Source organism: Streptomyces sp. NPDC057963 (assembly GCF_042887155.1).
Lineage (GTDB): Bacteria > Actinomycetota > Actinomycetes > Streptomycetales > Streptomycetaceae > Streptomyces.
This window is the reverse complement of sequence record NZ_JBHVPX010000006.1, coordinates 241071-264127: the sequence shown is the minus strand read 5'-3', so window position 1 is coordinate 264127 and position 23057 is coordinate 241071. Positions and strand designations below refer to the sequence as shown.

Annotated in this window: 20 protein-coding genes and 2 pseudogenes; 9 read left to right on the top strand and 13 right to left on the bottom strand. The window is 71.2% G+C overall.

What is annotated here, in order from left to right; translation table 11 throughout:
* Nucleotides 1-120: 120 nt before the first annotated feature.
* Nucleotides 121-633 carry a MarR family transcriptional regulator gene (locus ACFVT1_RS16785; protein WP_362199591.1) on the bottom strand — a complete coding sequence of 171 codons (513 nt, stop codon included), beginning with the start codon at nt 631-633 and terminating at the stop codon, nt 121-123.
* A 136-nt stretch (nt 634-769) separates the two neighbouring features.
* Here ACFVT1_RS16785 and ACFVT1_RS16780 point away from each other — a divergent pair, with 136 nt between their 5' ends.
* Nucleotides 770-1555 carry a dioxygenase gene (locus tag ACFVT1_RS16780; RefSeq protein ID WP_389795832.1) on the top strand — a complete coding sequence of 262 codons (786 nt, stop codon included), beginning with the start codon at nt 770-772 and terminating at the stop codon, nt 1553-1555.
* A gap of 197 nt (nt 1556-1752) precedes the next feature.
* On the opposite strand, the gene ACFVT1_RS16775 is transcribed toward ACFVT1_RS16780, so the two are convergent.
* On the bottom strand, nt 1753-2835 hold the full coding sequence (locus tag ACFVT1_RS16775; RefSeq protein ID WP_389796199.1) for a questin oxidase family protein: 1083 nt from the start codon (nt 2833-2835) through the stop codon (nt 1753-1755).
* A 96-nt stretch (nt 2836-2931) separates the two neighbouring features.
* On the bottom strand, nt 2932-3471 hold the full coding sequence (locus ACFVT1_RS16770; protein WP_389795830.1) for a GNAT family N-acetyltransferase: 540 nt from the start codon (nt 3469-3471) through the stop codon (nt 2932-2934).
* A gap of 148 nt (nt 3472-3619) precedes the next feature.
* Here ACFVT1_RS16770 and ACFVT1_RS16765 point away from each other — a divergent pair, with 148 nt between their 5' ends.
* Nucleotides 3620-4618: an RNA polymerase sigma factor RpoD/SigA gene (locus ACFVT1_RS16765; protein WP_389795828.1), complete on the top strand. Its 999-nt coding sequence runs from the start codon at nt 3620-3622 to the stop codon at nt 4616-4618.
* A 330-nt stretch (nt 4619-4948) separates the two neighbouring features.
* Here ACFVT1_RS16765 and ACFVT1_RS16760 read toward each other — a convergent pair whose 3' ends face one another.
* The gene (locus ACFVT1_RS16760; protein ID WP_389795826.1) at nt 4949-5911 is read right to left on the bottom strand and encodes a helix-turn-helix transcriptional regulator; all 963 of its coding nucleotides are present in this window, start codon (nt 5909-5911) and stop codon (nt 4949-4951) included.
* Nucleotides 5912-6003: 92 nt separating this feature from the next.
* Between ACFVT1_RS16760 and ACFVT1_RS16755 the strand changes: the two genes are divergently transcribed.
* Nucleotides 6004-7632: an MFS transporter gene (locus ACFVT1_RS16755; protein ID WP_389795824.1), complete on the top strand. Its 1629-nt coding sequence runs from the start codon at nt 6004-6006 to the stop codon at nt 7630-7632.
* A gap of 252 nt (nt 7633-7884) precedes the next feature.
* Here ACFVT1_RS16755 and ACFVT1_RS16750 read toward each other — a convergent pair whose 3' ends face one another.
* The 3 genes from ACFVT1_RS16750 to ACFVT1_RS16740 all read right to left on the bottom strand — a co-directional run bounded on the left by ACFVT1_RS16750 (nt 7885) and on the right by ACFVT1_RS16740 (nt 11275).
* Nucleotides 7885-8655: a DUF6227 family protein gene (locus ACFVT1_RS16750; RefSeq protein WP_362199612.1), complete on the bottom strand. Its 771-nt coding sequence runs from the start codon at nt 8653-8655 to the stop codon at nt 7885-7887.
* Nucleotides 8656-8789: 134 nt separating this feature from the next.
* On the bottom strand, nt 8790-9983 hold the full coding sequence (locus tag ACFVT1_RS16745) for a P1 family peptidase (protein WP_389796198.1): 1194 nt from the start codon (nt 9981-9983) through the stop codon (nt 8790-8792).
* Nucleotides 9984-10117: 134 nt separating this feature from the next.
* Entirely contained in the window at nt 10118-11275 is a 1158-nt protein-coding gene (locus tag ACFVT1_RS16740; protein WP_389795822.1) for a low temperature requirement protein A, read from the bottom strand.
* Nucleotides 11276-11839: 564 nt separating this feature from the next.
* On the opposite strand from ACFVT1_RS16740, the gene ACFVT1_RS16735 reads away from it, so the two are divergent.
* The 6 genes and pseudogenes from ACFVT1_RS16735 (at nt 11840) to ACFVT1_RS16710 (ending at nt 17226) form a co-directional block, all read left to right on the top strand.
* Nucleotides 11840-12826, top strand: coding sequence for an MFS transporter (locus tag ACFVT1_RS16735; RefSeq protein ID WP_389796196.1), 987 nt, complete (start codon nt 11840-11842; stop codon nt 12824-12826).
* Nucleotides 12823-15146 (top strand): annotated as a pseudogene (locus ACFVT1_RS16730) (molybdopterin oxidoreductase family protein). The gene ACFVT1_RS16735 and the pseudogene ACFVT1_RS16730 overlap by 4 nt, the downstream one beginning before the upstream one ends.
* A 6-nt stretch (nt 15147-15152) precedes the next feature.
* The gene (locus ACFVT1_RS16725; protein WP_389795820.1) at nt 15153-15755 is read left to right on the top strand and encodes a 4Fe-4S dicluster domain-containing protein; all 603 of its coding nucleotides are present in this window, start codon (nt 15153-15155) and stop codon (nt 15753-15755) included.
* Nucleotides 15752-16543: a Rieske (2Fe-2S) protein gene (locus ACFVT1_RS16720; protein WP_389795818.1), complete on the top strand. Its 792-nt coding sequence runs from the start codon at nt 15752-15754 to the stop codon at nt 16541-16543. The genes ACFVT1_RS16725 and ACFVT1_RS16720 overlap by 4 nt, the downstream gene beginning before the upstream one ends.
* Nucleotides 16540-16977, top strand: coding sequence for a hypothetical protein (locus tag ACFVT1_RS16715; protein ID WP_389795816.1), 438 nt, complete (start codon nt 16540-16542; stop codon nt 16975-16977). The genes ACFVT1_RS16720 and ACFVT1_RS16715 overlap by 4 nt, the downstream gene beginning before the upstream one ends.
* Before the next feature lie 39 nt (nt 16978-17016).
* Complete coding sequence (locus ACFVT1_RS16710) at nt 17017-17226, top strand: hypothetical protein (protein ID WP_362199624.1); 210 nt, start codon at nt 17017-17019, stop codon at nt 17224-17226.
* Nucleotides 17227-17302: 76 nt separating this feature from the next.
* Here ACFVT1_RS16710 and ACFVT1_RS16705 read toward each other — a convergent pair.
* The 6 genes and pseudogenes from ACFVT1_RS16705 to ACFVT1_RS16680 all read right to left on the bottom strand — a co-directional run.
* A pseudogene (locus ACFVT1_RS16705) lies at nt 17303-17603 on the bottom strand (hypothetical protein); the annotation flags it as partial.
* A 29-nt stretch (nt 17604-17632) separates the two neighbouring features.
* Entirely contained in the window at nt 17633-18109 is a 477-nt protein-coding gene (locus ACFVT1_RS16700; protein ID WP_389795815.1) for a hypothetical protein, read from the bottom strand.
* 319 nt (nt 18110-18428) lie between these two features.
* Nucleotides 18429-19262 (bottom strand): S-methyl-5'-thioadenosine phosphorylase, encoded by an 834-nt coding sequence (locus ACFVT1_RS16695; RefSeq protein ID WP_389795814.1) that lies wholly within the window; start codon nt 19260-19262, stop codon nt 18429-18431.
* Between the two features lie 80 nt (nt 19263-19342).
* Complete coding sequence (locus tag ACFVT1_RS16690) at nt 19343-19705, bottom strand: FmdB family zinc ribbon protein (RefSeq protein WP_389795812.1); 363 nt, start codon at nt 19703-19705, stop codon at nt 19343-19345.
* A gap of 66 nt (nt 19706-19771) precedes the next feature.
* Nucleotides 19772-21055, bottom strand: a complete 1284-nt coding sequence (locus ACFVT1_RS16685; RefSeq protein ID WP_389795810.1) for an MFS transporter — start codon at nt 21053-21055, stop codon at nt 19772-19774.
* 441 nt (nt 21056-21496) lie between these two features.
* Nucleotides 21497-23050 (bottom strand): potassium/proton antiporter, encoded by a 1554-nt coding sequence (locus tag ACFVT1_RS16680; protein ID WP_389795808.1) that lies wholly within the window; start codon nt 23048-23050, stop codon nt 21497-21499.
* Between the last annotated feature and the right edge of the window lie 7 nt (nt 23051-23057).

Sequence of the window (23057 nt, the reverse complement as noted above, 5' to 3'; positions counted from 1 at the left end):
CTCTGCCCCGGTTCCGCTCGGTGGAACCGGGGCAGAGCCATGTCCGGTGCGTGCTCGGTGTGTGCCGGGTGCGTGTCCGGCGCGTGCCAGGTGTGTGCTCGGCGGGCCTCTGTCGCGCGCTCAGCGCAGCCAGGGCAGATCCGCGTCCGTGCCCTCCGGCTGGAGCCCGGTGGCGACGACCTGCATGATCTCGCCCAGCGAGCGCACCTGCTCGGGCGTGAGCCGGTCGAACATCGCCTGGCGTACGGCGCTGACATGGCCCGGTGCGGACCGGTGCAGCATCTCGTAGCCCTCGTCGGTGAGGACCGCGTTCTGCCCGCGCTTGTCGGACGGGCAGTCCTCGCGGCGCACCCAGCCGCTCTTCTCCAGCCGCGCGACGGCGTGCGAGAGCCGGGAGCGGGTGATCTTGGCGTCCTTGGCCAGCTCGGTCATCCGCTTCCGGCGGCGGGGTGCCTGGGAGAGCTGGACGAGCAGTCCGTAATAGATGTGCGGCATGCCGGCATCGCGCTGCAGCTGACGGTCGAGATGGTCCTCCATGAGCGTGGTGGCGTGGAGGTACGCACGCCAGACGCTCTGCTCTTCGTCGGAGAGCCAGCGGGGCTCGCCGGGGGATGCCGTGGTCATGTACTCCACTGTACGACCTTTTCTTGAAAGTTTAACTAGATAGAGCTAAGGTCTCCGGAGGTAGGAACTTGAAGATTAAAGAATCCTTCCTTCTCAAAGACACCAGTAGAAGACTTACCTCGATCAGCAGCGGATGGGGAGTGCCATGACTGTCACCGCGGAGCGCATGCCCGCCCTCTACCTCTCCCACGGCGCACCGCCGCTGGCCGACGACCCGGTCTGGCCCGGCGAACTGGCCGCCTGGTCCGCCGGGCTGCCCCGGCCCCGGGCGATCCTGATGGTCTCCGCGCACTGGGAGGAGGCCCCGCTCGCCCTCGGCGCCACGGAGACCGTCCCGCTCGTTCACGACTTCTGGGGTTTCCCCGAGCACTACTACCAGGTGCGGTACGCGGCCCCGGGCGCCCCGGCGCTGGCGGACGACGTACGCAAGCTGCTGCGCGACGCCGGGACCCCGGTCCAGGACATCCCGGACCGGGGGCTCGACCACGGGGCGTACGTCCCGCTGGTGGAGATGTTCCCGGACGCCGACATCCCCGTACTCCAGATCTCCCTGCCGACGCTGGACCCGCGACGGCTGATGGACATCGGGCGCAAGCTCGCGCCGCTGCGCGACGAGGGCGTCCTGATCGTCGGCAGCGGCTTCTTCACCCACAACCTGGCCGCCCTGCGGCACGTGGGCGGCGGCACCCCCGGCTGGTCGGCGGAGTTCGACGACTGGGGGAACCGGGCGCTCCAGGCGCAGGACATCGACGCGCTGCTGGACTTCGAGCACAAGTCCCCGGCCGGCCGGCTGGCCCACCCGCGCACCGAGCACTTCGCGCCGCTCTTCGTGACGCTCGGCGCCGCGGAGGGCGAGCTGGACCGGGGCCGCAGCGTCATCGACGGGTTCTGGATGGGACTCGCCAAGCGGTCGGTGCAGTTCGGCGGCTGACGGCGAAGAGGATCGCCAAGTCCGCCGGAAGGCCCGTCGGAGGATCCGTCGGAGGGTGTGCCGGGGGTTCGTCCGGGGTCCGCCGGAAGGTTTCGTCGGACGGTGGGTGGGGCCGTCGCCGGGTCGGCAGGTTCGTCAGCGGGGCGGCGGTGGGGGCGCCGGAGGCCGACGGGGCTGCCGCGGGGGCGGCGCGGCCGTCACAGGGCCGGTGGGTTCAGCTCGATCGAGCGGAGCGCGGCGGCGAGGGCCGTGGCGTTGCCGACGTCCAGCGCGGTGTCGGTGAACTTGATCGTGTGATCGTCGCCGTGCGCCGCCGCCCGCGCGAAGAGCTCCTCGGCGGACGCGTGCGCGGGCGCGTACGGGGCCGGGTCGGCCGGGCCGTACGCGGCGGTGACCGCGGCGCTCGCCGCCCAGGCGGCCCCCAGGCTCGGCGCCCACAGCGCGCGGGGGAGGGCGGGCAACGTGCGCAGCACGGCATTGGGCGCGGTCGCGGCGTGCACCAGCATGATCGGTTCGCCGTGCCCGTGCGTGGCGTAGCGGTGGGTCGCGGCGCGCACCAGCTCCGCCAGCCGGGCCCGCGCCTCGTCCGGGTCGCCGGTGAACCGCTGCGGCCACACCGGGAACGCGCTGAGCTGCGCCAGCCGGTCCCGGATACCGCCGCTCTGCTCGGGCACCGGCGGGACGGCGTCCAGCGCGGCCGCGGCGCTCGGCGCGGGCGGCAGCGGGGCCGGCTCGGGCAGCGGCTGGTGGCGGGCGGCCCAGTAGCCGAGGCCGTGGGCGAGCTCGGTGATCCGGGGCGCGCTCGCCTCACCGGCGAGCAGGGTGCGTACGGAGTGGCCCACCCGGATCACCGGGTGGGTGGCGCCCGCCGCGATACCGGGCAGCAGCCGCGGCCACCACTCGGCCAGGACGTCCCGCCACGGGCGCTCGGCCGTCTCCCGCTCGAAGTACAGCGTCCAGTCCGCGATCCGGCGCGGGTCGCCCAGAGCCTCGCGCCAGTTCTCCGCCGTCACCCGGGACGCGGTGTCCGGCATGTCCTCCAGCTTGTGGCTGTAGTGGTCGAGCCATCGGTGGACGGCCGGTGCCTGACCGTGCCGGACCAGCGCCTCGACGGCCATCGGGCCGTGGTTGCTCAGCCAGCCGTTCCGTTCGGGACCCGCCGTGTGGAGGCGCTCCAGCGCCTCGTCGAGCGTGCCCGTGATGTCGAGGCTGCCCGTGGTGTCGAGGGTGGTCGTGTTGTCGTCGGCCGTCGCGCCGTCCCTGCTCGCCGCGTCGTCCATCGGGTCGTTCCTGCGCTCGCTCATACGGAAGCACGCTAGGCGCGGCGCCCGTGGTGCGTAACGGGCCGCGGACCTAGGCCGGGTTCGGTCCGGGCCCTAGGACCGCGGTCCCAGCGGCTTCTCGTACCAGGCCACGTCCCAGTACGTGCCGAACTTCCACCCCACCTCGGCGTACGTACCGACATGGCGGAAACCGAAGCGCTCGTGCAGCCGGGTGGAGGCGTCGTTGGGCTGGGTGATGCCCGCGTACGCGCGGTGCACGTCCTCGTCGGCCAGTGCCTCGAACAGGGACGAGTACAGGAGCGTGCCGGTGCCGCGTCCGACGGCCCACGGGGCGCAGTACACGCTCACCTCGACCGAGGTCGCGTACGCCGCCTTCGGGCGGAAAGCGCTGCTGGTCGCGTACCCCAGGATCGAGGCGGGGCCGACAATGCGGACATCCTGAGCAACCAGGAGGCGGTGCGGGCCGTCTTCAGGGTGGGAACGAAGCCACGGCAGGCGCCGTTCAGGTGTAAAGGGGGCCGTATCGAATGTGAGCGCGGTCTCACGCACGTAATGGTTGTAGATGTCCGTGAGTGCCACCAAATCATCTTCGATGCCTGGCCTGACCTGCGCTTCTGCCCGGATGTTCGGCATGCGCACCCCCTTCGCGGCGGCACAGGGTACTGCATGATCGCGAAAATGAATGCCAGGCATGGGAATTCTGTCCGGATTCCAGTCGTTGTTTCCATCGGATGCAGGGCACCCGAGAGGGTGTCGCGACCTACTCAGCAAGGGAGCACGCATGGCAACCCGTGCCGTCGCCCGTCGTTCGTCCGCCACCGGTGGGACCAACCGGGCAAGCAGTGTTCGCGCCTCGGGCGGAGAGATCGCCGATCGCGACCTGGTCGGCATGTACCTGGACGAGATCGCGCGTACGCCGCTGCTCGACGCCGCGAAGGAGGTCGAGCTGTCGCAAACCGTCGAGGCGGGTGTGTACGCGCGCCAGATACTCGACGGCGCGGTGGAGAGCGAAGCCGGTGGAGCGACGCGCGAGGAGCTGGAGGCGCTGGTCGCCGAGGGCGAGCGCGCCAAGGACATATTCATCCGTTCCAACCTCCGGCTCGTCGTTGCCGTCGCACGCCGCTATCCGAGGGCCGGGCTGCCCCTGCTCGACCTGATCCAGGAGGGCAACGCCGGCCTGGTGCGCGCGGTCGAGAAGTTCGACTACGCCAAGGGCTTCAAGTTCTCCACGTATGCGACGTGGTGGATCCGTCAGGCCATCACCCGTTCCATAGCCGACCAGTCCCGTACGATCCGGCTCCCCGTCCACCTGGTGGAGGAGCTCGGCCGGATCCGCCGGGTACAGCGCGAATTCAACCGTGAGAACGGCCGTGAGCCGGAGCACACGGAGATAGCCGCCGAGCTGGACTCCACGCCCGAGCGCGTGGGTGACGTGCTGGACTGGGCCCGTGACCCGGTCAGTCTCAACATGTCCGTCGACGACGAGGGCGAGACGCAGTTCGGCGATCTGCTGGAGGACACCTCCGCGGTGTCGCCCGAGCAGTCGGTGATGACGCTGCTGCGCAGCGAGGAGCTGGAGGACCTGATCGGCAAGCTCGACAACCGCACCGCATCGATCATCCGCATGCGGTACGGCATCGAGGACGGCCGTGAGCGGACCCTCACCGAGGTGGGCAAGCAGCACGGTCTGACCCGTGAGCGGATCCGCCAGATCGAGAAGCACGCGCTGCTCGAACTGAAGCGAATGGCCCACGACACGGGTTTTGACGCTGCGGCGTGAGCCCTGGTCCAGTAACCTCCGAAATAGGTCGCTTCGTGTGACCTCCCTGAGCTGAGTCCCGGCGCCCACCCCCCCCTGGCGCCGGGGCTCATTCTTTTCTGCCGCTCGTGCGCCGGCGGCATTCCGTCTGCTGCCTGCGTGCCGACCGCATGTTCTCTGCTGCCTGCGTGTCGGCCGCATGCTCTTTGCCGCTCGTGCGCCGGCCGTATGTCTCTTTGGTGCTCGTGCGCCGCCCGCATGCCCCGCCGCCCGCAGGCTCCTTGGTCCTCGTGCGCCTTTTGCCGCTCACGCGCCGGTCCGCCGCCCCGCCCCTGTGCGGGCGGCGGTGTGTCAGCGTGCTGTGGCGCGCGTCAGCCGGGCGCCCAGATCGCTCAGGTACTCCGCCAGCTGCGGCGGCTCGTGCGCGGTGAACTCGCAGTCCACCAGTGCCAGCCGGAGCGCCACCCACTCCAGCGAGTCCGACAGCACCGCCCGCAGCCGGCAGCTGTTCCCGCCGGTCGGCTCCAGCGGGCCGAACACGGCCGGCAGCCGTGCGGCGACGAAGTCCGCCGGGGCGGCGAAGCTCACCTCCACCGCCAGTTCCGGCTGCCGACGGGTGATGGAGCCGGCGAGGAACTCCGCCGCGTCCCCCGAGGGCAGCTCGCGCGGTGTGAACCGGGCCCCGGTCGCGAACGGCTCGCTGACCCGGTCGACCCGGAACGTCCGCCAGTCCTCGCGCCCCAGGTCGTAGGCGACGAGATACCAGCGCCACCCCGTGCTCACCAGCCGGTACGGCTCGGCCTCCCGCCTCGTCTCGGCGCCGTCGCCCGCGCGGTAGGCGAACCGCAGCCGCTCGCGGCCGGTGACCGCCGACGCCATCACCGTCAGTGTGTGCGGATCGATCGTCGAGCCGTCGCCACGGGTCAGCGGCACGGTCGCGTTCTGCAGGGTCGAGACCCGGTGCCGCAACCGCGAAGGCAGCACCTGCTCCAGCTTCGCCAGAGCCCGTACGGACGCCTCGTCGACCCCCTCGATGGCATGCCCGGCGCCTGCCCGCAGGCCGACCGCGATGGCCACCGCCTCCTCGTCGTCGAGGAGCAGCGGCGGCATGGCGGTACCCGCGACGAGACGGTACCCGCCCACCGAGCCGCGCGAGGCCTCGACCGGATAGCCGAGCTCGCGGAGCCGGTCGATGTCGCGCCGGATGGTGCGCGGGCTGACGTCGAGCCGCTCGGCGAGTTCGCTGCCCGGCCACTCGCGGGGCGTCTGGAGGAGCGACAGGAGATTCAGCAGTCGTGCCGGCGTGTCCGTCATGGGCCCATCCTCGTGTCCGGGTGTCGGTCGTCTCACCAGGCTGCCCAGCCATTGGGTCATGTTCTGACCTATTGACTGTTTAACTTCTTCATATGCCTTCTTCCGCATCTCTGCCGTCCACGGCGTCCGGGCCCGCGGTGTCCTCGGACCCGTCGGACCGGCGACGCTGGTTCGCGCTCGCCATCGTGATGACCGCGGCCTTCATGGACCTGGTCGACGTCACGATCGTCAACATCGCCATCCCGAGCATCCGGCAGGACACCGGTGCCTCGTTCAGCTCGATCCAGTGGATCACCGCCGGATACGCCCTGGCCTTCGCGGCCGGGCTGATCACCGGCGGCCGACTGGGCGACATCTACGGCCGCAAGCGGCTGTTCCTCATCGGCATCGGGGGCTTCACGCTCGCCTCCGCGCTCTGCGGCTTCGCCGCCAACCCGGAGATGCTGGTCGCCTCCCGCATCCTCCAGGGCGGCACCGCCGCGCTGATGGTCCCGCAGGTGCTGTCGATCGTGCACGCCACCTTCCCGGCGCACGAGCGGGGCAAGGTCTTCGGCCTCTTCGGCGCGATCGTCGGCCTCGGGGCCGTCTCGGGACCGCTGCTGGGCGCGCTGCTCACCGAGTGGAACATCGCCGGTCTCGAATGGCGGCCGATCTTCCTGATCAACCTGCCGGTCGGCATCGCCGGCCTGATCCTGGGCCGGAAGTTCATCACCGAGTCCAAGGCCCCGAAGGCGCTCCGACTCGACCTGATCGGTGTCGCCCTGGTGACCCTGGGGCTGCTGATGCTGATCTACCCGCTGACCCGTGGACGCGAGCTGGGCTGGCCGCTCTGGGGCTACGCGTCGATGATCGGCAGCCTGCTGGTGTTCCTGGTCCTGGTGGTGTTCGAGCGGGAGAAGGCGCGCAAGGACGGTTCGCCCCTGGTCGAGCTGTCGCTGTTCCGGGTCAAGAGCTTCGCGGCGGGCATAGCCGTGCAGCTGACCTTCGGCATCGGGCTCGGCATCTTCTTCCTGGTCTGGACGCTCTACATGCAGATGGGGCTCGGCTGGAGCGCGCTGAGGGCCGGCACGACCGGTGTCCCGTTCTCGATCGCCGTCTCGTTCGCCGCCGGGATCTCCGTACAGAAGCTGGTGCCCCGCTTCGGCCGCAAGGTCCTCCAGGCGGGCGCGCTGCTGATGATCGTCGGCCTGCTGGTCTACATCTGGGAGTCCGACCGGTACGGCATGGGCATCACGTCCTGGCAGATGGCGCTGCCGCTGGTCGTCATGGGCATCGGCATGGGCCTGATCGTGGCCCCGCTGACGGACGCGGTGCTGTCCGAGGTGCCGAAGGAGCACTCCGGTTCGGCCTCCGGGCTGATCAACACCGTGCAGCAGATGGGCAATGCGCTCGGGCTCGGACTGGTCTCGGTCGTCTTCTTCGGCTCGATCGGGGACCGGCTGGCGCCGCAGCAGGTGGGCCCGGCGTTCGCGGAGGCGTTCCAGCACTCGCTGTGGTGGGTGGCCGGGGTGCTCGCCTTGATCTTCCTGGTGATGTTCGCGCTGCCCGCCCGGCCCCGGCAGCACGTGGAGGGCGGCGGAGACGACGTGGATACCGCGGCCGGGGCCGCGGGCGACGGTTCTCCGGCCGCCGTGGACAGGTCTGTGCACGCCGCGGGCGAGCCCGAGCCCGTGGCCGCGGACGAGCCCGAGCCCGGCAAGGAGCCCGCCCTCACTCCCTGATGCCTCTTGCGTCGATGCGGAGAGGTGCGACGGTTGCCCGTGGCTCTGCGGAGCGGCGCAGCTGTGACGTCACGTGTCGACATGGAGACCACGGCGCTTCGCCTGCCGTCGCCGGGCCGACTGCTCCGACGGGCGCCGCACCCCGGGCCGACCCGGGCCGTTCCGCGGGCCGACTCGGTCCGCGCCCGACCCGTTCTCCGGGCCGACTCAGGGGGTCCCGGGCTGCCCCGGGCCGACTTGGGCCGTCCCGGGTCAGCAGATGCGTGTCCGGCTCTCCATGGCCCCGCGTGCGGAGTCCTCGTCGCCGTACACCTCGCACATGTGGCGACCGTCCGGCGTGGCGGTGTGCTCGACCTCCCACAGGCTCGTCTCGCTGCCGTCGAGGAGCAGGAAGGCGTGCTCGTACAGGGTGAATCCGGCATCCCGCCCGTCCACCCGGCACTGCCGGCCGAAGACCTGGGTGATGTGGTGGGCGAAGGCGGCGCGCAGCAGTCGCGCGGTCTCCTCGCCGGGACCGTCGCTGTTCTCGGCGCGGCGCAGGACGCGGCGGGCATGGTCGGCGGAGTTGTCCGGGGCGTACATCCGGGGCATCGGGGCCGGGGGAGCCGCCATCAGAACCGTGAGGATCTCCAGGTCGGCCTGCGGCCCGTCGTCCCCGAACACCGGGACCTCACCGAAACCGCCGGTCAGCCGGGCGGCGGCGATATGGACATCGGCCTCGTCGTCGTACAGCTCGTGGTGCCGGAGGTCGGGCTCCGTCCGGGAGAGCGGGCGCATCATGCTTCGCGGACCGCCGTGCACCAGCTCCCACAGGGTGAGAGGGGTGCCGTCGGACAGCAGATACGTGTGCCGGTAGGTCTCGCGGTGGAGTACGGAACTGTGGTGCGAGGAGTGCAGGGAACTGCTGTGGGCGAGCGCGGTACCGAGTCTCTCGACCGTGCTGTCGGGCAGGTCGAAAGAGTTGAGTGCCCGTCGCAGGAGTCGCTCGAGGTGCTGCTCGGTTGTCTCGTACGGATCGCTCAAGGTGCTGTCTCCAGGCCGTCGCCGCGTGTTACTTGGTGCGTGCTTAACGTAGTCCCTGGGTCCGACATCATGACCGGGGTTCAGGAAAACGTATGACGCACGCAGATGGTTCCTGGCGGTTCGTCCGAACTTCCTTACCCGGGAGGCGAGTCGGGCCCCGGACGGCTGTACGCCGACGGCCGGGACGGGGACCGGCTCGCGCCGTAGAGATCGCTGTACGCGGGGTAGCTGCCACCGCCGTGGCGGCCATCGACGCTCTGAGCTGCCCGGACGGCCTTCACAACGGCGCGGGTCAGCGCGTCCGCACCGGCCGCCAGCAGGTCGTTGAGCGCGATCGGGTTCTGCGGATCCAGTGGCCGGGCGCCGGTGGCCAGCGCGAAAACGGTGTCCCCGTCGGTCAGCAGGTGTACGGGGCGGACGGCGCGCGCAAGACCGTCGTGCGCCGTACCCGCGAGCTTCTGCGCCTGGGCCCGGGTGAGGTCCGCGTCCGTGGCGACGACCGCCAGCGTGGTGTTGAGCGGGGGGCGCGCGGCCGCCTCCCGGGCCTCGGCCAGGCGCTGCCGTGCCGCGCGGTGGACCTCGGGTGCGGGGTACGCCGGAGGTTCGGCCGCGCCGTACTCCCCGTACAGCACTCCGGTACGCGGATCGATCACCGAACCCGCCGCGTTCACCACGACGAGCGCGCCCACCGTGATCCCGGACGCCAGCCGCACGCTCGCCGTGCCCACCCCGCCCTTGAGCTGCCCGGCGACCGCACCCGTGCCGGCGCCGGCGTTGCCCTCGACGACCGGCGCCCCCGGCTCCGTACCCGCCGCGTCCTCCACCGCGGCGCGGCCGGTCGAGGCGTCCGGGCGGGCTCGCCAGTCACCGCCCCGCCCCAGGTCGAAGATGCACGCTGCCGGGACGACCGGCACCACCTGTGCCGGATCGGGCCCGACCCGCACCCCTCGCCCCTGCTCCTCCAGCCAGGCCATCACACCGGACGCCGCGTCCAGGCCGTACGCGCTGCCGCCCGTCAGGACGACGGCATCGATGCGCTGCACCAGATTGCGCGGATCGAGCGCGTCCGTCTCCCGGGTGCCGGGGCCGCCACCGCGCACGTCGACGGCCGCGATCGCACCACCCTCGGGGGCGAGGACGATGGTGGTGCCGCTCAGCGCACCCGCACCCGCCACCCGCGCATGACCGACGCGCAGCCCGGCGACGTCGGTGAGCGCGTCGAGCGGACCGGTGGCGTCGGTCGGTGCGTCGGGCGACTGGGCGGCGTCGGTCGGTGCGTCGGGCGACTGGGCGGTGTCGGCCGGTGCGTCGAGTGGCCCCGACGGCAGGGGCGATGTGTGCTGCGCGACGGACGGATCTGTCGGCTTCTGCGGTTCTTCCGTCACCACGTGCTCCTCACAGGACTCACCACTCGCACCTCACGATTCTCCGTCCGCGTGCTCGCCGCACCACACCCGCGTGCTCACTCCGCCACGGCGGGCCGCCGGGACAGAGCCACCCCCACGGCCACGGTCGCCGCCGCCACCAGGCCGGCCGCGAGCACCGCCCACTCCCCCGCGAACGTACAGGCCAGGATCGCCAGCGCGGCCGTGGGGAGGGGAAGTTGCTCCGCGAGGTCACGCTTGAAGTGGCGGGCGTGCAGCACCCACACCGTCAGCAGGAAGAGCGCCGAGGGTACGGTCACGGCGGCGGCGGCCACCGTGCCCGAGACATGGGCCTTGCCCACGGTCTCCTCCACCGCGACCTCAAGGCCCGAGCCGATCGCTGCCGCGGAGCCGAAGACCAGGAAGTGTCCGTACCCCCAGATGAACGCTTCCCTGCTGCCGCGCAGGTAGTCATGGATCGGCACGGCGAAATAGACCCACCAGGCGGAGAAGACGATCAGCAGCCCGCCCGCGGCGATCGGCAGCAACTCGCCGAACGCGCCGTGCTCGTCCACCGCCTCCTGGACCGCGACCGTGGCCGCCGCGATCGTCTCGCCCAGCACGATGATCGTGAACAGGCCGTACCGCTCACCGATGTGATGGGGATGCCAGTCCGTCGGGCGGTCGCGCTCGGCGATCGCCGGAACGGACAGCTCCACGAGCACGAGCACGACGAAGACGGCGGCCCGCGCTCCGCCCGTGTTGTCGGTCAGCAACAGCATGCCGATCCAGCCGAGTTGCGCCACGACGATTCCGGCGGCGTACCGCAGGGCCACGCGCCGCTCGGCCCCCCGGGTGCAGTACGCGGCGCGCAGCCACTGGCTCGTCAGGGCGAGCCGCATCACGACGTAGCCGGCGACGCCGACCGTCCAGTCACCCGCGTCGAAGGCGCGCGGCACCCCGGCGGCGAGGATGAGCACCCCGGTGATCTGGACGAATGTGACCACGCGGTACAGCGGGTCGTCGGTGTCGTAAGCCGATGCGAACCAGCTGAAGTTGACCCAGGCCCACCAGATCGCGAAGAAGACGGCCGCGTAGCTGGCGACGCCGGTGGCGGCGTGGCCTTCGGCGACGGCGTGCAGCAGCCGTCGCCCCGCCTGTGCCACGGCGACGACGAAGCAGAGGTCGAAGAAGAGCTCCAGCGGGGTCGCCACGCGATGTTTCTCGGCGCGGCTGCGGGCAGTCATTCCGGGCATGGCATCAGCACACCAGACGGGGTCGGCGGCGCTCGGGGGCGCGCCCCGGACGCTGATCGGGAAGTTTCTGCGGATGCTTCCACAGGCGGACGACGGTGCGCAGACCACGGAGAAGGCGCAGGCCGGCACGGAGTGCCGGGCCGGGTCGGATCAGGCGGGGCCGAGCGCCCCCAGGCCTGTGCAACGCCGGGCTTGCGCCCCGGTAACCGCGTACCGCCCCAGGACCGCGCCCCGGCAGGACCGCGTACCGCCCCAGGACCGCGCCCCGGCAGGACCGCGTACCGCCCCAGGACCGCGCCCCGGTAACCGAGTGTGCCCGCGAGCCGGTCGGGCGAACGGGCTCACCCCACCGAGTCGTAAAACAGGACCTATCGTCCCATATGCCCCTACGGTGACGGGGTGACCGAGCCGCCAGAAGCCCCCGCCGCAGCCGCGCAGACCACCTCCGGTGCGGGGCGCGGCGGCTTTTCCGGAGCGCCCGGTACCGCGAGGTCCGCAGGGAGTGCCGGCCCTCGGGCGGCCGCGTCCCGGTCCGTCACCGCGCGTGCGACCGCGGCCGGTGTCATCGTCTCCGTCCTGCTGATCCTCGCGATCGTGATCGGCAGCCGGCTTCTGGAGAACTTCGACTCCGCCCTTCTCCCGTACGCCGTCGCCACCGTCTTCCTCGCCTTCGGCGTCGCCTACCGCTACACCGTCTGGGTCTCCGCGCCCGGCGCACGGCGCCTGTTCAAGCAGGGGTGGCGGAGCTTCTTCTCCATGGCGAACTTCCGCAGGGCTCCCACCGCCCTGCCCCGGATGATCGCCACCTACCTGGGCTTCCAGAAATTCCTCGGTGCCCGCTCACACGCCCGCTGGGCCGCCCACCAACTGATCTTCTGGGGCTGTGTCCTCGCCTCCCTGATCACCTTTCCGCTCACCTGGGGCTGGTTCACCTTCACCTCCGGTTCCGGCTCGGGCCCCGGCTACGAGATGCGCATCTGGGGCTTCAGGATCATCGGCTTCGACTCCCTCGACATCCTGGGCTGGCTGATGTTCCACGGCCTGGACATCGCCGCCGTGCTCGTCATCCCCGGCGCCTCGTACTTCCTCTGGCGGCGGATGCGGGACCGCGGCGTCGTCACCGGCCAGCGCTTCGCCTACGACCTGGTGCCGCTGATCGCCCTGATCGTCATCTCCGTGACCGGGCTGCTGCTCACCTTCTCGTCGATCTTCCTGCACGGCGGCGGTTACGAATTCCTGGCGATCCTCCACATGGTGTCGGTGGTCTTCACCCTCATCTACATCCCGTTCGGGAAGTTCTTCCACATCGTGCAGCGCCCGGCGGCGGTCGGCATGCAGCTGTTCAAATACACCGCCCGGCAGGACCAGGAGGTCTTCGGCTGCCGCCGCTGCGAGGAACCCATCGACACCGCGCCGTATGTCGAGAACCTCCGCGGCACCATGCGCGATCTCCGCCTCGGCTTCGACGAGTGGGCCGAATACTGCCCGCGTTGCAAGCGAGTGCTGCGCGGCGGCGCCTACCTCACCCACGTGAAGAAGGGCTTCAAGTGACCTCGGATCCGCGCGCCGCCGCCTCCCGCCCGGCCGTCCCTCTCGACCCCTCTCTCGCACCGCCCGGCACCCGGGCCTTCCGGGACGCGGGCGGCATCCCCGCCGACCGGTGGCGCGCCGACCAGGAGGGCGAGACGCTCGTCCCCACCCACTGCTGTTTCTGCGGGGTCCAGTGCGGGATGTATCTGCGCGTCGACCGGGGAGGCAAGGTCTTCGGCGTCGAACCCCGCAACCACGACATCAACCGGATGCGCCTGTGCCCCAAGGGCATCAACGCGTACCAGCAGGTCAACCATCCCGACCGGCTGACCGCCCCGCTCCTGCGCCGCTCCCGGGACGAGGACCTCCGCGAGGTCTCCTGGGACGAGGCACTCGACTTCACCGTCTCCGAGATCAAGCGCATCCAGCAGAGCCACGGCAACGACGCCTTCGGGCTCCTCGGCGGCGCCAGCCTCTTCACCGAAAAGACCTATCTGGTCGGCAAATTCGCCCGGGTCGCCCTCAAGTCCCGGCATGTCGACTACAACGGCCGGCTCTGCATGGTCAGCGCCGCGGGCGCCAACAAACTCGCCTTCGGCATCGACCGGGCCGGCAACCCCTTCTCCGACATCCTGCTCACCGACTGCCTGCTGATCGCGGGCTCCAACGTCGGCGAGTGCTTCCCCGTCATGACCCAGTACGTGTGGGGGGCCCGGGACCGCGGTGCGAGCCTGATCGTCGTCGATCCACGGGAGACCGCGATCGCCCGCACCGCGGACATCCATGTCGCGCTTAAGCCCGGCACCGACTCGGCCTTCTTCAACTCCGTGCTGAATGTGGTCGTGGAGGAGGGCCTGACCGACGAGGCCTATCTCGCCGCCCACGCCACGGGCTGGGAGGAGGTGAGGGCCAAGGCCGGTGAGTACCCGCCGTCCCGGGCCGCCGAGATCTGCGGCATCCCCGCCCAGCAGATCGTCCAGGTCGCCCGAGCCTTCGCCCGCGCTCCCAAGGCCATGGCCTGGCACGCCCGCGGTATCGAGCACCACTCGCAGGGCGTCGAGAACTGCCTCAGCGTGATCAACCTCTGCACCGCCACCGGCCACATCGGCAGGCCCGGCGCCGGATACGGCACCCTCACCGGCCAGGGCAACGGGCAGGGCGGCCGCGAGCACGGCCAGAAGGCCGACCTCCTTCCCGGCGGCCGCTCGATCACGAACGAGGAGCACCGCAGGCAGATCTGCGAGATCTGGGGCATCGAGGAGTCCGAACTCCCGCCCGCAGGAACCTCGATGATGGAAATGGTCTGGCAGATGCAGCGCCGCGAGATCCGCGGACTGATCGGCATCTGCAACAACCCCTTCGTCTCCCTTCCCCACTACAAGGTCGTCAAGGAGGGGTACGACGCCACAGAGTTCCATGCCCAATTCGACTTCTTCCTCTCCGAGACCGCGGCCAACGCCCATGTGGTCTTCCCCGTCACCACCTGGGCCGAGGACGACGGGGTGATGGCCAACGCCGAGGCCCGGGTGGTCAAGCACAACAAGGCCCAGGACCCGCCCCCCGGCGTACGGACCGACACCTGGGTGATGTGCGAGCTCGCCAAGCGCCTCGGCGCGGGAGACAAATTCGCCTTCGCCGATTCCCGCGAGGTCTTCGACGAACTGCGGACCGCCTCCGCCGGCACCGTCAACGACTACTACGGCATCACCTACGAACGGCTGGAGGAGACCGGCGGGATCGCCTGGCCCTGCCCGTCCACCGACCACCCCGGCACCCCCGGCTCTTCGAGGACGGGAAGACCTACCACCCCGACGGCAAGATCCATCTGCAGGTCGTCGAGTGGCACCCGCCGATGGACCCGTACGACGACGAGCACCCCATGTCGCTCACCACCGGACGTACCGTCGCCCACTTCCTCTCCGGCAACCAGACCCGCCGGCTGGGCGCCCTCGTCGAACAGACCCCGCGCCCCTGGGCCGAGGTCCACCCCTCCCACGGCTTCCGCAACGGCGAACCGGTCCGCGTCGTCACCCGGCGCGGCAGCGAGGTCTTCCCCGCCCTGGTCACCGAGGCGATCCGCCCCGACACCGTCTTCATCCCGTACCACTGGCCCGTCCCCACCGCGGCCAACGCCCTGACCATCGACGCCCTCGACCCCCGCTCCAAGATCCCCGAGTACAAGGTGTGCGCCTGTCGCATCGAGCACGCCGACAGGATTGACAAGGTCCCCGCACCCCCTGCCGCACCCGGCCATGCCGCCTACCCGGAGACCCAGGTCTCCCGTACCGATCCGCTGCCGCCCACGTCTCCCCAGGGCTGTGGCACCTCGGAGAGGGGCTGACCCCGCATGATGGGCAGAACGATCTTCATTGATCCGGGGCGATGCATCGGCTGCCAGGCGTGTGTCTCCGCCTGCCGGGAATGCGACTCGCACCGCGGCAAGTCGATGATCCACCTCGACTACACCGACGAGGGCCGGTCCGTCGCCTCCCTTCCCACGGTCTGTATGCACTGCGAGGACCCGGTCGCCCCGTGCGCCGAGGTCTGCCCCGCCGACGCGATCCTGGTGACCGCCGACGGTGTGGTGCAGCAGGCCGACACCACCCGCTGCATCGGCTGCGCCAACTGCGTCAACGCCTGCCCCTTCGGAGTTCCGAAGATCGACCCGCAGGCGAAGCTGCAGATGAAATGCAACCTCTGCTACGACCGCACCGCCTACGGCCTCGCCCCCATGTGCGCGACCGTGTGTCCGACAGGAGCGCTGTTCTACGGGACCGTCGAGGAACTCCAGGCAGAGCGCCCCGGCGTCCAGGTCGCCGACACCTTCGTCTTCGGCCGCAGCGAGGTCCGCACCGGTGTGGCCATGGTCGTTCCCGCCGACAGGGTCCAGTGGCCGGTGCCCGGCGGTCTTCCCGTCGTCGAGATCAACGGGAAGGACGTCCGCCGATGAGCGTCACCGGCCGGCCGCCCTCCGGTGACCCGCGCGAAGCCCTCCACGACCGGATCGCCGCCGACTCCCTCACCACCCGGCGCGACTACCTCCGGATCGTCACGACCGTCTCGGGCGGTCTCGCCGTCGGCGGCCTCGGCGTGGCCGGCGGAATCCTTCCGCGACATGGCGAACCCGGCGACGCCAAGGCCCCCGGGCCGAAGAAGATCGCCACTCAGCTCCTTCCCGGCGAATCCCTCGCCTTCCACTACCCGGACGAAGAGGACCGGGCGGTCGCCGTCCGGCTCGACGACGGCACCCTCGTCGGCTACTCCGCGATCTGCACCCATCTCGCCTGCGCCGTGCTCTGGCGCAAGGACCGCGGCTCGGAGGGCGAGTTGTACTGCCCCTGCCACGAGGGTGTCTTCGACGCCCGCACCGGCGAGGTCACCGCCGGGCCGCCGCCCCGCGCACTGCCCAAGGTGGTGCTCACCGAGCAGACCGACGGCAGTATCTGGGCGATCGGCACGACCCGCTCGGGCGAGAGCATCGAACACGGACTGTGCCGTCGGCTCAGCGCCGACCGCCCGGACCTCGCGTCCCGCATCGGCTGCCCCGCGGTCAGAGACGGAGGCGCGGAGGCACCCCTGTCCGGTGCATCGGGTCCGGCCGGGGCGAACACCTCGGAGGCGGCCGGCATGAGCGCACCGGGGGCGGCCGGGGCGGACGCGCCCGGTGCTGCACGGTCGCGAGCCAGGACGGCCGGTCCCCGGGCCGCCGACGCCGAGACCTCCGGCAGGCGGACATGACCGACGCCCAGCAGCCCCGGCGTCAGGGGCCCCCGGAACGCCCGGCGGGCTCCCCGGAAAGCCCAGCGGAGTACCCGGCGTACCCGGCGTACCCGGAGTACCACCCGGGCAGTGCCCGCCCCGAGCTCAACCGCCCCGTCCGCGAGCGCTATCCGCAGATCCGCCCCACCAGCGGCTACGGCGACCCCCGGGTCCGCCACACCGGTCCCGGTCCGGGCGCGGGCACCGACCAGGAACCCGAGCGCTCCTCGAAACTGACGGCCCGGCTGGTCCTTGCCATGACCGTCGTCATCGGACAGCTCTGGGGCCTGACCGTCATCATCGACGCGTGGATGGAGGGCAACACCGGCACGGCCTGGTGGGGTTCCGGCTTCCTCTGCCTGTCGTTCCTCGTCGTCCTCGGACTGTGGCTGCTCGACCCGAGGGATCGCTGACCGCTGCCGTACCGTTGACCACCGCCGTACCCTGGGTGTATGAGCACCGCCCCCACTCCCGGCCCGCGCGATTCGAAGCCGTCCCAGCCGGCGCGGCCGAAGCCGAAACCGGCTCTGATCTTCGACGATCCGCTGGACCAGCAGTCCGCGGACGATACGGACCGAGGGTGGGGCGAGCGGGCCCCGGCCGGCGGTAGCGCCGCCGATCTGGCGCGCTTTCTCGACGAGAAGCCTCCCCACCACATCTGAGCCCCCGCTCCGTGGTGGTCCGACGGTGCCGCTGCCGGTCCTCTCGCCGGGTGTTCCGCCACCGGTCGTGACCGCGACCGGGTTCCTGGCCGGAAGCCTTGCCCACCAAGCCTCCGCGCCGCTGGATGAGGGCGTCGCGGCTCTCCTTCGGCACCTTCGGTTCGCTCGCCTCCAGCATCTCCTTCGGCACCTCCGGCCCGCTTACCTCCAGCGTCTCCTGGACTCCTTCCTTCGCGGCCTCGCACGGCCGCCCGCCCGGCGAGGTACATGGCCATGGGCAGCACCGTCAGGAACACGGGCAGCACCATCAGGAAGCAGACGACAGCGGCCGTGATCACCAAGCCGGGAGTGGCGCTGAGCACCGGACCCGACAGGACTCGGTTGTCCGACCGTTCATCAGCACGAGTCAGCACAGGGTCACCGCCAGCCTGGCCCAGATACCCGCACCGGCCAGCGACGCGGCCGTGCTCCGGGGAACGGACAGCACGATCAGCGCGCCGTCCTCCGTGGAACCTTCGGCCGGGGCCTGCGGTACATCTGCCACCCGCGCGCCCTTCGCCAGCATCCGGGCATCGGCCCCGGATCTCTCGGAGGCGATGACATCGACGCGGTCACCCGGCCGTAACAGCCGCACCGTCCCCGCATCCGCGATCCTGACCGGCGCGGAGACCAGCGGAGCCGGCCCCCGTGCCCGCTCCGGCGCCTCCCCGGCTCCACCCCCTGCCCCTGTCCCTGCCTCTGTCCCCGCCCCCGCCCCCTGCGCGGAATCGCCGCCCACGCCACTTCCGCCGCCCCCGCCCAGCCCCGTCGCGGCCAGCGCGGCAGCCGCCAGGGTGAGTGCGGCGGCCATCGAGCGGCGCTGCCGCCACAGCGCACTCCGCAACCGGTGCCCACCGCCTCCTCGCACCCGCAACGGCTCGAACGCGGGCACACCGCAGGGCGGAGGAGCCGACGCCGGAGGTCCAGGAGCCATGGCCGGAGCGGAACCTTCAAAGGGAACGGAACCCTCAAAGGGCACGGAGCCTTCAAAAGGCACGGTGCCTTCAAAGGGCACGGGCGGGAACGACTGGGACGACGGAAACATGGCCAACACCACCTGCCGTGAGGAGTTTTGGACGAACGCCCCTCACGATCCACTGTCCGCGGGCTTCCCGCCGAAGCCTGTGGACGGCCCCGGTGTTGTGGAAAACCCCGTCACCCGGTCAAGGGAGTTCGATCCCCGTCTTCAGCCCGTCCAGCGCATGCGAGCACGGGCAGTCGCGGTCCGCCTCCGCCGGCAGGGCGGCCACCACGCCGAAGAGCACCGACCGCAGCCGGTCCACATTGGCCGCGAACACCTTCAGCACCTCCCCGTGCGAGACGCCCTCCCCGGCCTCGGCCCCCGCGTCCAGGTCCGTCACCAGTGTCATCGTCGTGTAGCAGAGGCCCAGTTCGCGGGCGAGGATCGCCTCCGGGTGCCCGGTCATCCCGACCACCGACCAGCCCATCGCCGCATGCCACCGCGACTCCGCCCGGGTCGAGAAGCGAGGTCCCTCGACGACCACCAGCGTCCCGCCGTCCACCGGCTCCCAGCGCTCGGCGCGGGCCGCCGCCAGTGCCGCCCTGCGCCCTTCGGGGCAGTACGGATCGGCGAAGCCCAAATGCAGGACGCTCGGCTCCGCGCCATCGGCCCGGATCTCCCCGTCGTAGTACGTCTGCGTACGGGCCTTGGTGCGGTCGACCATCTGGTCGGGCACGAGCAGCGTGCCCGGCCCGTACTCCGGACGCAGTCCGCCCACCGCGCACGGGCCGAGCACCTGGCGTACACCGACGGAGCGCAGCGCCCACAGGTTGGCCCGGTAGTTGATGCGGTGCGGCGGCAGATGGTGGCCGCGCCCGTGGCGGGGCAGGAAGGCGACCCGGCGCCCGCCGACCTCGCCGAGGAAGAGGGAGTCGCTCGGCTGTCCGTACGGGGTGTCCACACGCACCTCCGTGACGTCCTCCAGGAAGGAGTACAAGCCCGAGCCGCCGATGACACCGATCTCTGCGTTCGCCATGCGATCACATTAGCCGCGCGGAAAAACGCCGAGGACCCCACCGAACGGATCGGTGGGGTCCTCGGGAAGCGCGGTGCGGATCAGGCGGCCGACGTACCACTCGTGGAGGACGACGACGAAGAAGACGAAGCCGCGGCGGCCGGCGTGGAAGCGGACGACTTCGTGTCCGACCCCGACCCCGACGCCGATCCGGTCGACGACGAATCGGACGAAGCGGAACCGGATGCCTTCGCCGAGGACGACGCCGACGTGCTGCTCGACGAGGAGCCGCGGCTGTCGTTCCGGTAGAAACCGGAACCCTTGAAGACAATGCCGACCGCTGAGAACACCTTCTTCAGGCGTCCGTCGCAGCTCGGGCACACGGTCAGGGCATCATCGGTGAACTTCTGCACCGCCTCAAGGCCCTCGCCACATTCGGTGCACTGGTACTGATAGGTCGGCACTTGCTCCTCCTGGCACTCTCACTCAATGAGTGCTAACGACGCTCCATACTGACGTATTCCGCTGGATCAGTCCACCGTGACCGGCTCCCGGTGACCGACACCACGTGCCACGGTCCGCCCCGAGGCCGCGGGCGCGAGCCTCGAACGCAGTGCCAGCAGGGTGGCCAGCGCGAGCACGGTCCCCACGAGCGGCACGACGAATCCGGTGCTCGCGCCGTGGGCGTCGGCGAGCCGCCCGGCGACCGTCACCGCGGCCGCCTGGCCGAGGGCGACCGAGCCCGTCAGCCAGGTGAACGCCTCGGTACGGGCGGACCCCGGAACCAGCGCCTCCACCAGCGTGTAGCCGCTGATCAGCGCGGGGGCGATGGACAGTCCGACCAACAGGCCGAGCCCGGCCAGCAGCGGCACGGAGTGCACCGCCCACAGTCCGGACGCGGTCAGGGTCAGCGCCGCGTACCCGGCGATCAGCCGCCGTCGCGGCCCGCTCTTCCAGGCGATGGCGCCGCAGACGATGCCGGCCAGCATGTTGCCCGCCGCGAAGACCCCGTACAGCAGACCGTTCGCCCCCGGCCGGCCGATCTCCTCGGCGAAGGCGGTCAGCGAGACCTGCATGCCGCCGAAGACCGCGCCGATCCCCAGGAAGGCCACCGCGAGCACCCGGACACCGGGCACGGACAGCGCGGACGCGTGCCGCTCGGAAGCGCCGGACGCGGCGGCGCGCACCGCGGGCTGGGTGCGGCTCTGCGCGGCGAAGAGCAGTCCGCCGATCAGGGTCAGCCCGGCCTCCGTGATCAGGCCCGCCGCCGGGTGCACCCCGGTGCACAGCGCGGTGGCGAGCACCGGGCCGATGACGAAGGTGAACTCGTCCGTCACCGATTCGAAGGCGGCCGCCGTGGACAGCAGTGGTGAGGCCTCGCGCCCCGGTGCCGTGCCCAGCAGGGCCGCCCAACGGGCCCGGACCATCGGCCCGACCTGCGGAACGGACGCACCGGTGGGGACGGCCGCCGCGAACAGGGCCCACAGAGGCGCGTCCGCCAGCGCGAGCGCCGTCAGCGCCGAGACGGACGCCGCGTGCACCAGGACGCCGGGCAGCAGCACGGCGCGCTGGCCGAACCGGTCGGCGAGCTTGCCGGTCTGCGGTGCGAACAGGGCCATGGAGACACCGGTCACGGCGGCGACGGAGCCCGCGCTGCCGTACGAACCGGTGGTGTGCTGGACCAGTAGCACGATGCCGATCGTCAGCATCGCGAAGGGCTGCCGTGCGGCGAAGCCCGGCAGGAGAAACGTCCACGCACCCGGGGTGCGCAGCAACTGCCCGTAACCCGGGCGGTCGGAGACCGTGGATGCCACGGTCCTTGCCTTTCTGCCGCCTGGTGGCCGAGCTCCCGGGGCCGGCCCGGCACCGGTGGTGCGGGGGCGTGCGGGTGCTGCCGAGAGCTGTCCTCTTCGCGCGGGACTGCGGTAGATGCCGGGCGCTCAGCAGAGGCGGAGGACGCCACGACCGCCATACGGTCGCGCCAGCTCTGCATCAGGCAGAGTTGGTCGTTCGGTTTGGTCGTTCGGGCCGAGCGGCCCCGTGGCAGGGGCCGATCAGATTTCCTCGATGATACAGGCGGGGGCTCCCGCACACCTCTGATTGCGCCCAGGGCCCGAGCCCCGCCCCCGCCCGAGCCCCGCCCGAGCCCCCGTCCCCGCCCGCGCGCCCGCCCCGGCCCGTGCCCCAGCTCCCGCCCCTGCCCCCGCCTCGGATCGGCAGCGGGCGGCGCCTCCACCCCTGGTGTCCCGGGAATCTCAGCTGGTGTCCCGGGAGCGGTGCGTTTTCGGCCCGTCGGTCTTGCCGCGCCTGGCCGCGGTCTTCAGCGCGTGCGCCACATCATGGGCCACATGGGGCGCGGCGAGGCTCTCGCCGCCGCTGCCGGTCGTTCCCAGCCAGCCCGCGAGCTTGCCGCCCTCGCCGACCGCGCGGAGCCGTTCCTCCGTGGCGTCGCGCACCGGATCGGTGGTGACCACCAGCAGTTCGTCGCCGCGCCGCAGCACGGTCGACGGCGCCGGGACGAAGCTCTTGCCGTCCCGTACGACCAAGGTGACCGCGGCACCGGCGGGCAGCCGGAGTTCCCCGACCTCCACGCCGTGCATCTTCGACTTCCCGGGGATCGCCACCGACAGCAGATGGCCGCGGAGCCGCTCCAGCGGTGCCGATTCGATGCCCAGGTCGGAGGCCTCGGCCGGATCGTCGGCGATCTTCAGGACCTTCGCCATCCAGGGCAGGGTCGGTCCCTGGATGAGGGTGTAGACGATGACGAGAACGAAGACGATGTTGAAGATCCGGGTCGAGCCCTCGACCCCGGACACCATCGGAATGGTCGCCAGGATGATGGGTACGGCGCCGCGCAGCCCCGCCCAGGACATGAACGCCTTCTCCTGCCAGGGCAGCCGGAACGGTGCCAGCGAGATGAAGACCTCCAGCGGCCGTGCCACCACGGTCAGCACCAGTCCCACGACGACCGCGGGCCAGAAGTCGTCGTACAGATCGTGCGGTGTGACCAGGAGCCCGAGCAGCACGAACATGCCGATCTGGGCCAGCCAGCCGAGCCCGTCGGCGAAGCCGCGGGTGGCGGGCCAGTGCGGCAGCTTGGCGTTGCCGAGGATCATCGCGGACAGGTAGACGGCGAGGAAGCCGCTGCCGTGGGCCATGGCGCCCGCCGCGTACGCGGACACCGCGATCGCCATCACGGCGATCGGGTACAGGCCGGACGCGGGCAGCGCCACATGACGCAGGCCGAACGAGCCGAGCCAGCCGACGGCGAGGCCGACGGCCGCGCCGATCGCGAGCTCCAGGGCTATCTCGCCGATCAGTATGTACCAGCTCTCCACCGGTCCCGCGGTCGAGAAGGCCACCACCAGGATCACCACGGGGGCGTCGTTGAAGCCCGATTCGGCCTCCAGTACGCCGGTGACGCGAGCGGGCAGCGGCACCTTGCGCAGCACCGAGAAGACCGCGGCGGCGTCCGTCGAGGAGACGACCGCGCCGATGATCAGCGACTGCCGCCAGTCCAGGCCGACCAGGTAGTGGGCTCCGGCCGCGGTGACGCCGACGCTGACCGCGACGCCCACGAGCGAGAGCAGCGCGGCGGCGGGCAGCGCGGGTCTGATCTCTTTCCACTTCGTGCCCAGGCCGCCCTCGGCGAGGATCACGACCAGTGCGGCGTAGCCGATCACCTGGGTCAGTTCGGCGTTGTTGAACCTGACGTCGAAGATGCCGTCCTGCCCTATGGCGATCCCGATGCCGAGGTACAGGAGCAGGCTGGGGAGCCCGCTGCGGGACGAGATGCGCACCGCCGCCACGGCGACG

What these genes read in the sequence shown, in the direction of transcription:
- ACFVT1_RS16780 (WP_389795832.1), top strand. Translation starts at nt 770, where the DNA reads ATGACTGTCACCGCGGAGCGCATGCCCGCCCTCTACCTCTCCCACGGC.
- ACFVT1_RS16715 (WP_389795816.1), top strand. Translation starts at nt 16,540, where the DNA reads ATGACCGACGCCCAGCAGCCCCGGCGTCAGGGGCCCCCGGAACGCCCG.
- ACFVT1_RS16770 (WP_389795830.1), bottom strand. Translation starts at nt 3,471, where the DNA reads ATGCCGAACATCCGGGCAGAAGCGCAGGTCAGGCCAGGCATCGAAGAT.
- ACFVT1_RS16765 (WP_389795828.1), top strand. Translation starts at nt 3,620, where the DNA reads ATGGCAACCCGTGCCGTCGCCCGTCGTTCGTCCGCCACCGGTGGGACC.
- ACFVT1_RS16740 (WP_389795822.1), bottom strand. Translation starts at nt 11,275, where the DNA reads ATGCCCGGAATGACTGCCCGCAGCCGCGCCGAGAAACATCGCGTGGCG.
- ACFVT1_RS16760 (WP_389795826.1), bottom strand. Translation starts at nt 5,911, where the DNA reads ATGACGGACACGCCGGCACGACTGCTGAATCTCCTGTCGCTCCTCCAG.
- ACFVT1_RS16725 (WP_389795820.1), top strand. Translation starts at nt 15,153, where the DNA reads ATGATGGGCAGAACGATCTTCATTGATCCGGGGCGATGCATCGGCTGC.
- ACFVT1_RS16775 (WP_389796199.1), bottom strand. Translation starts at nt 2,835, where the DNA reads ATGGACGACGCGGCGAGCAGGGACGGCGCGACGGCCGACGACAACACG.
- ACFVT1_RS16710 (WP_362199624.1), top strand. Translation starts at nt 17,017, where the DNA reads ATGAGCACCGCCCCCACTCCCGGCCCGCGCGATTCGAAGCCGTCCCAG.
- ACFVT1_RS16755 (WP_389795824.1), top strand. Translation starts at nt 6,004, where the DNA reads ATGCCTTCTTCCGCATCTCTGCCGTCCACGGCGTCCGGGCCCGCGGTG.
- ACFVT1_RS16695 (WP_389795814.1), bottom strand. Translation starts at nt 19,262, where the DNA reads ATGGCGAACGCAGAGATCGGTGTCATCGGCGGCTCGGGCTTGTACTCC.
- ACFVT1_RS16720 (WP_389795818.1), top strand. Translation starts at nt 15,752, where the DNA reads ATGAGCGTCACCGGCCGGCCGCCCTCCGGTGACCCGCGCGAAGCCCTC.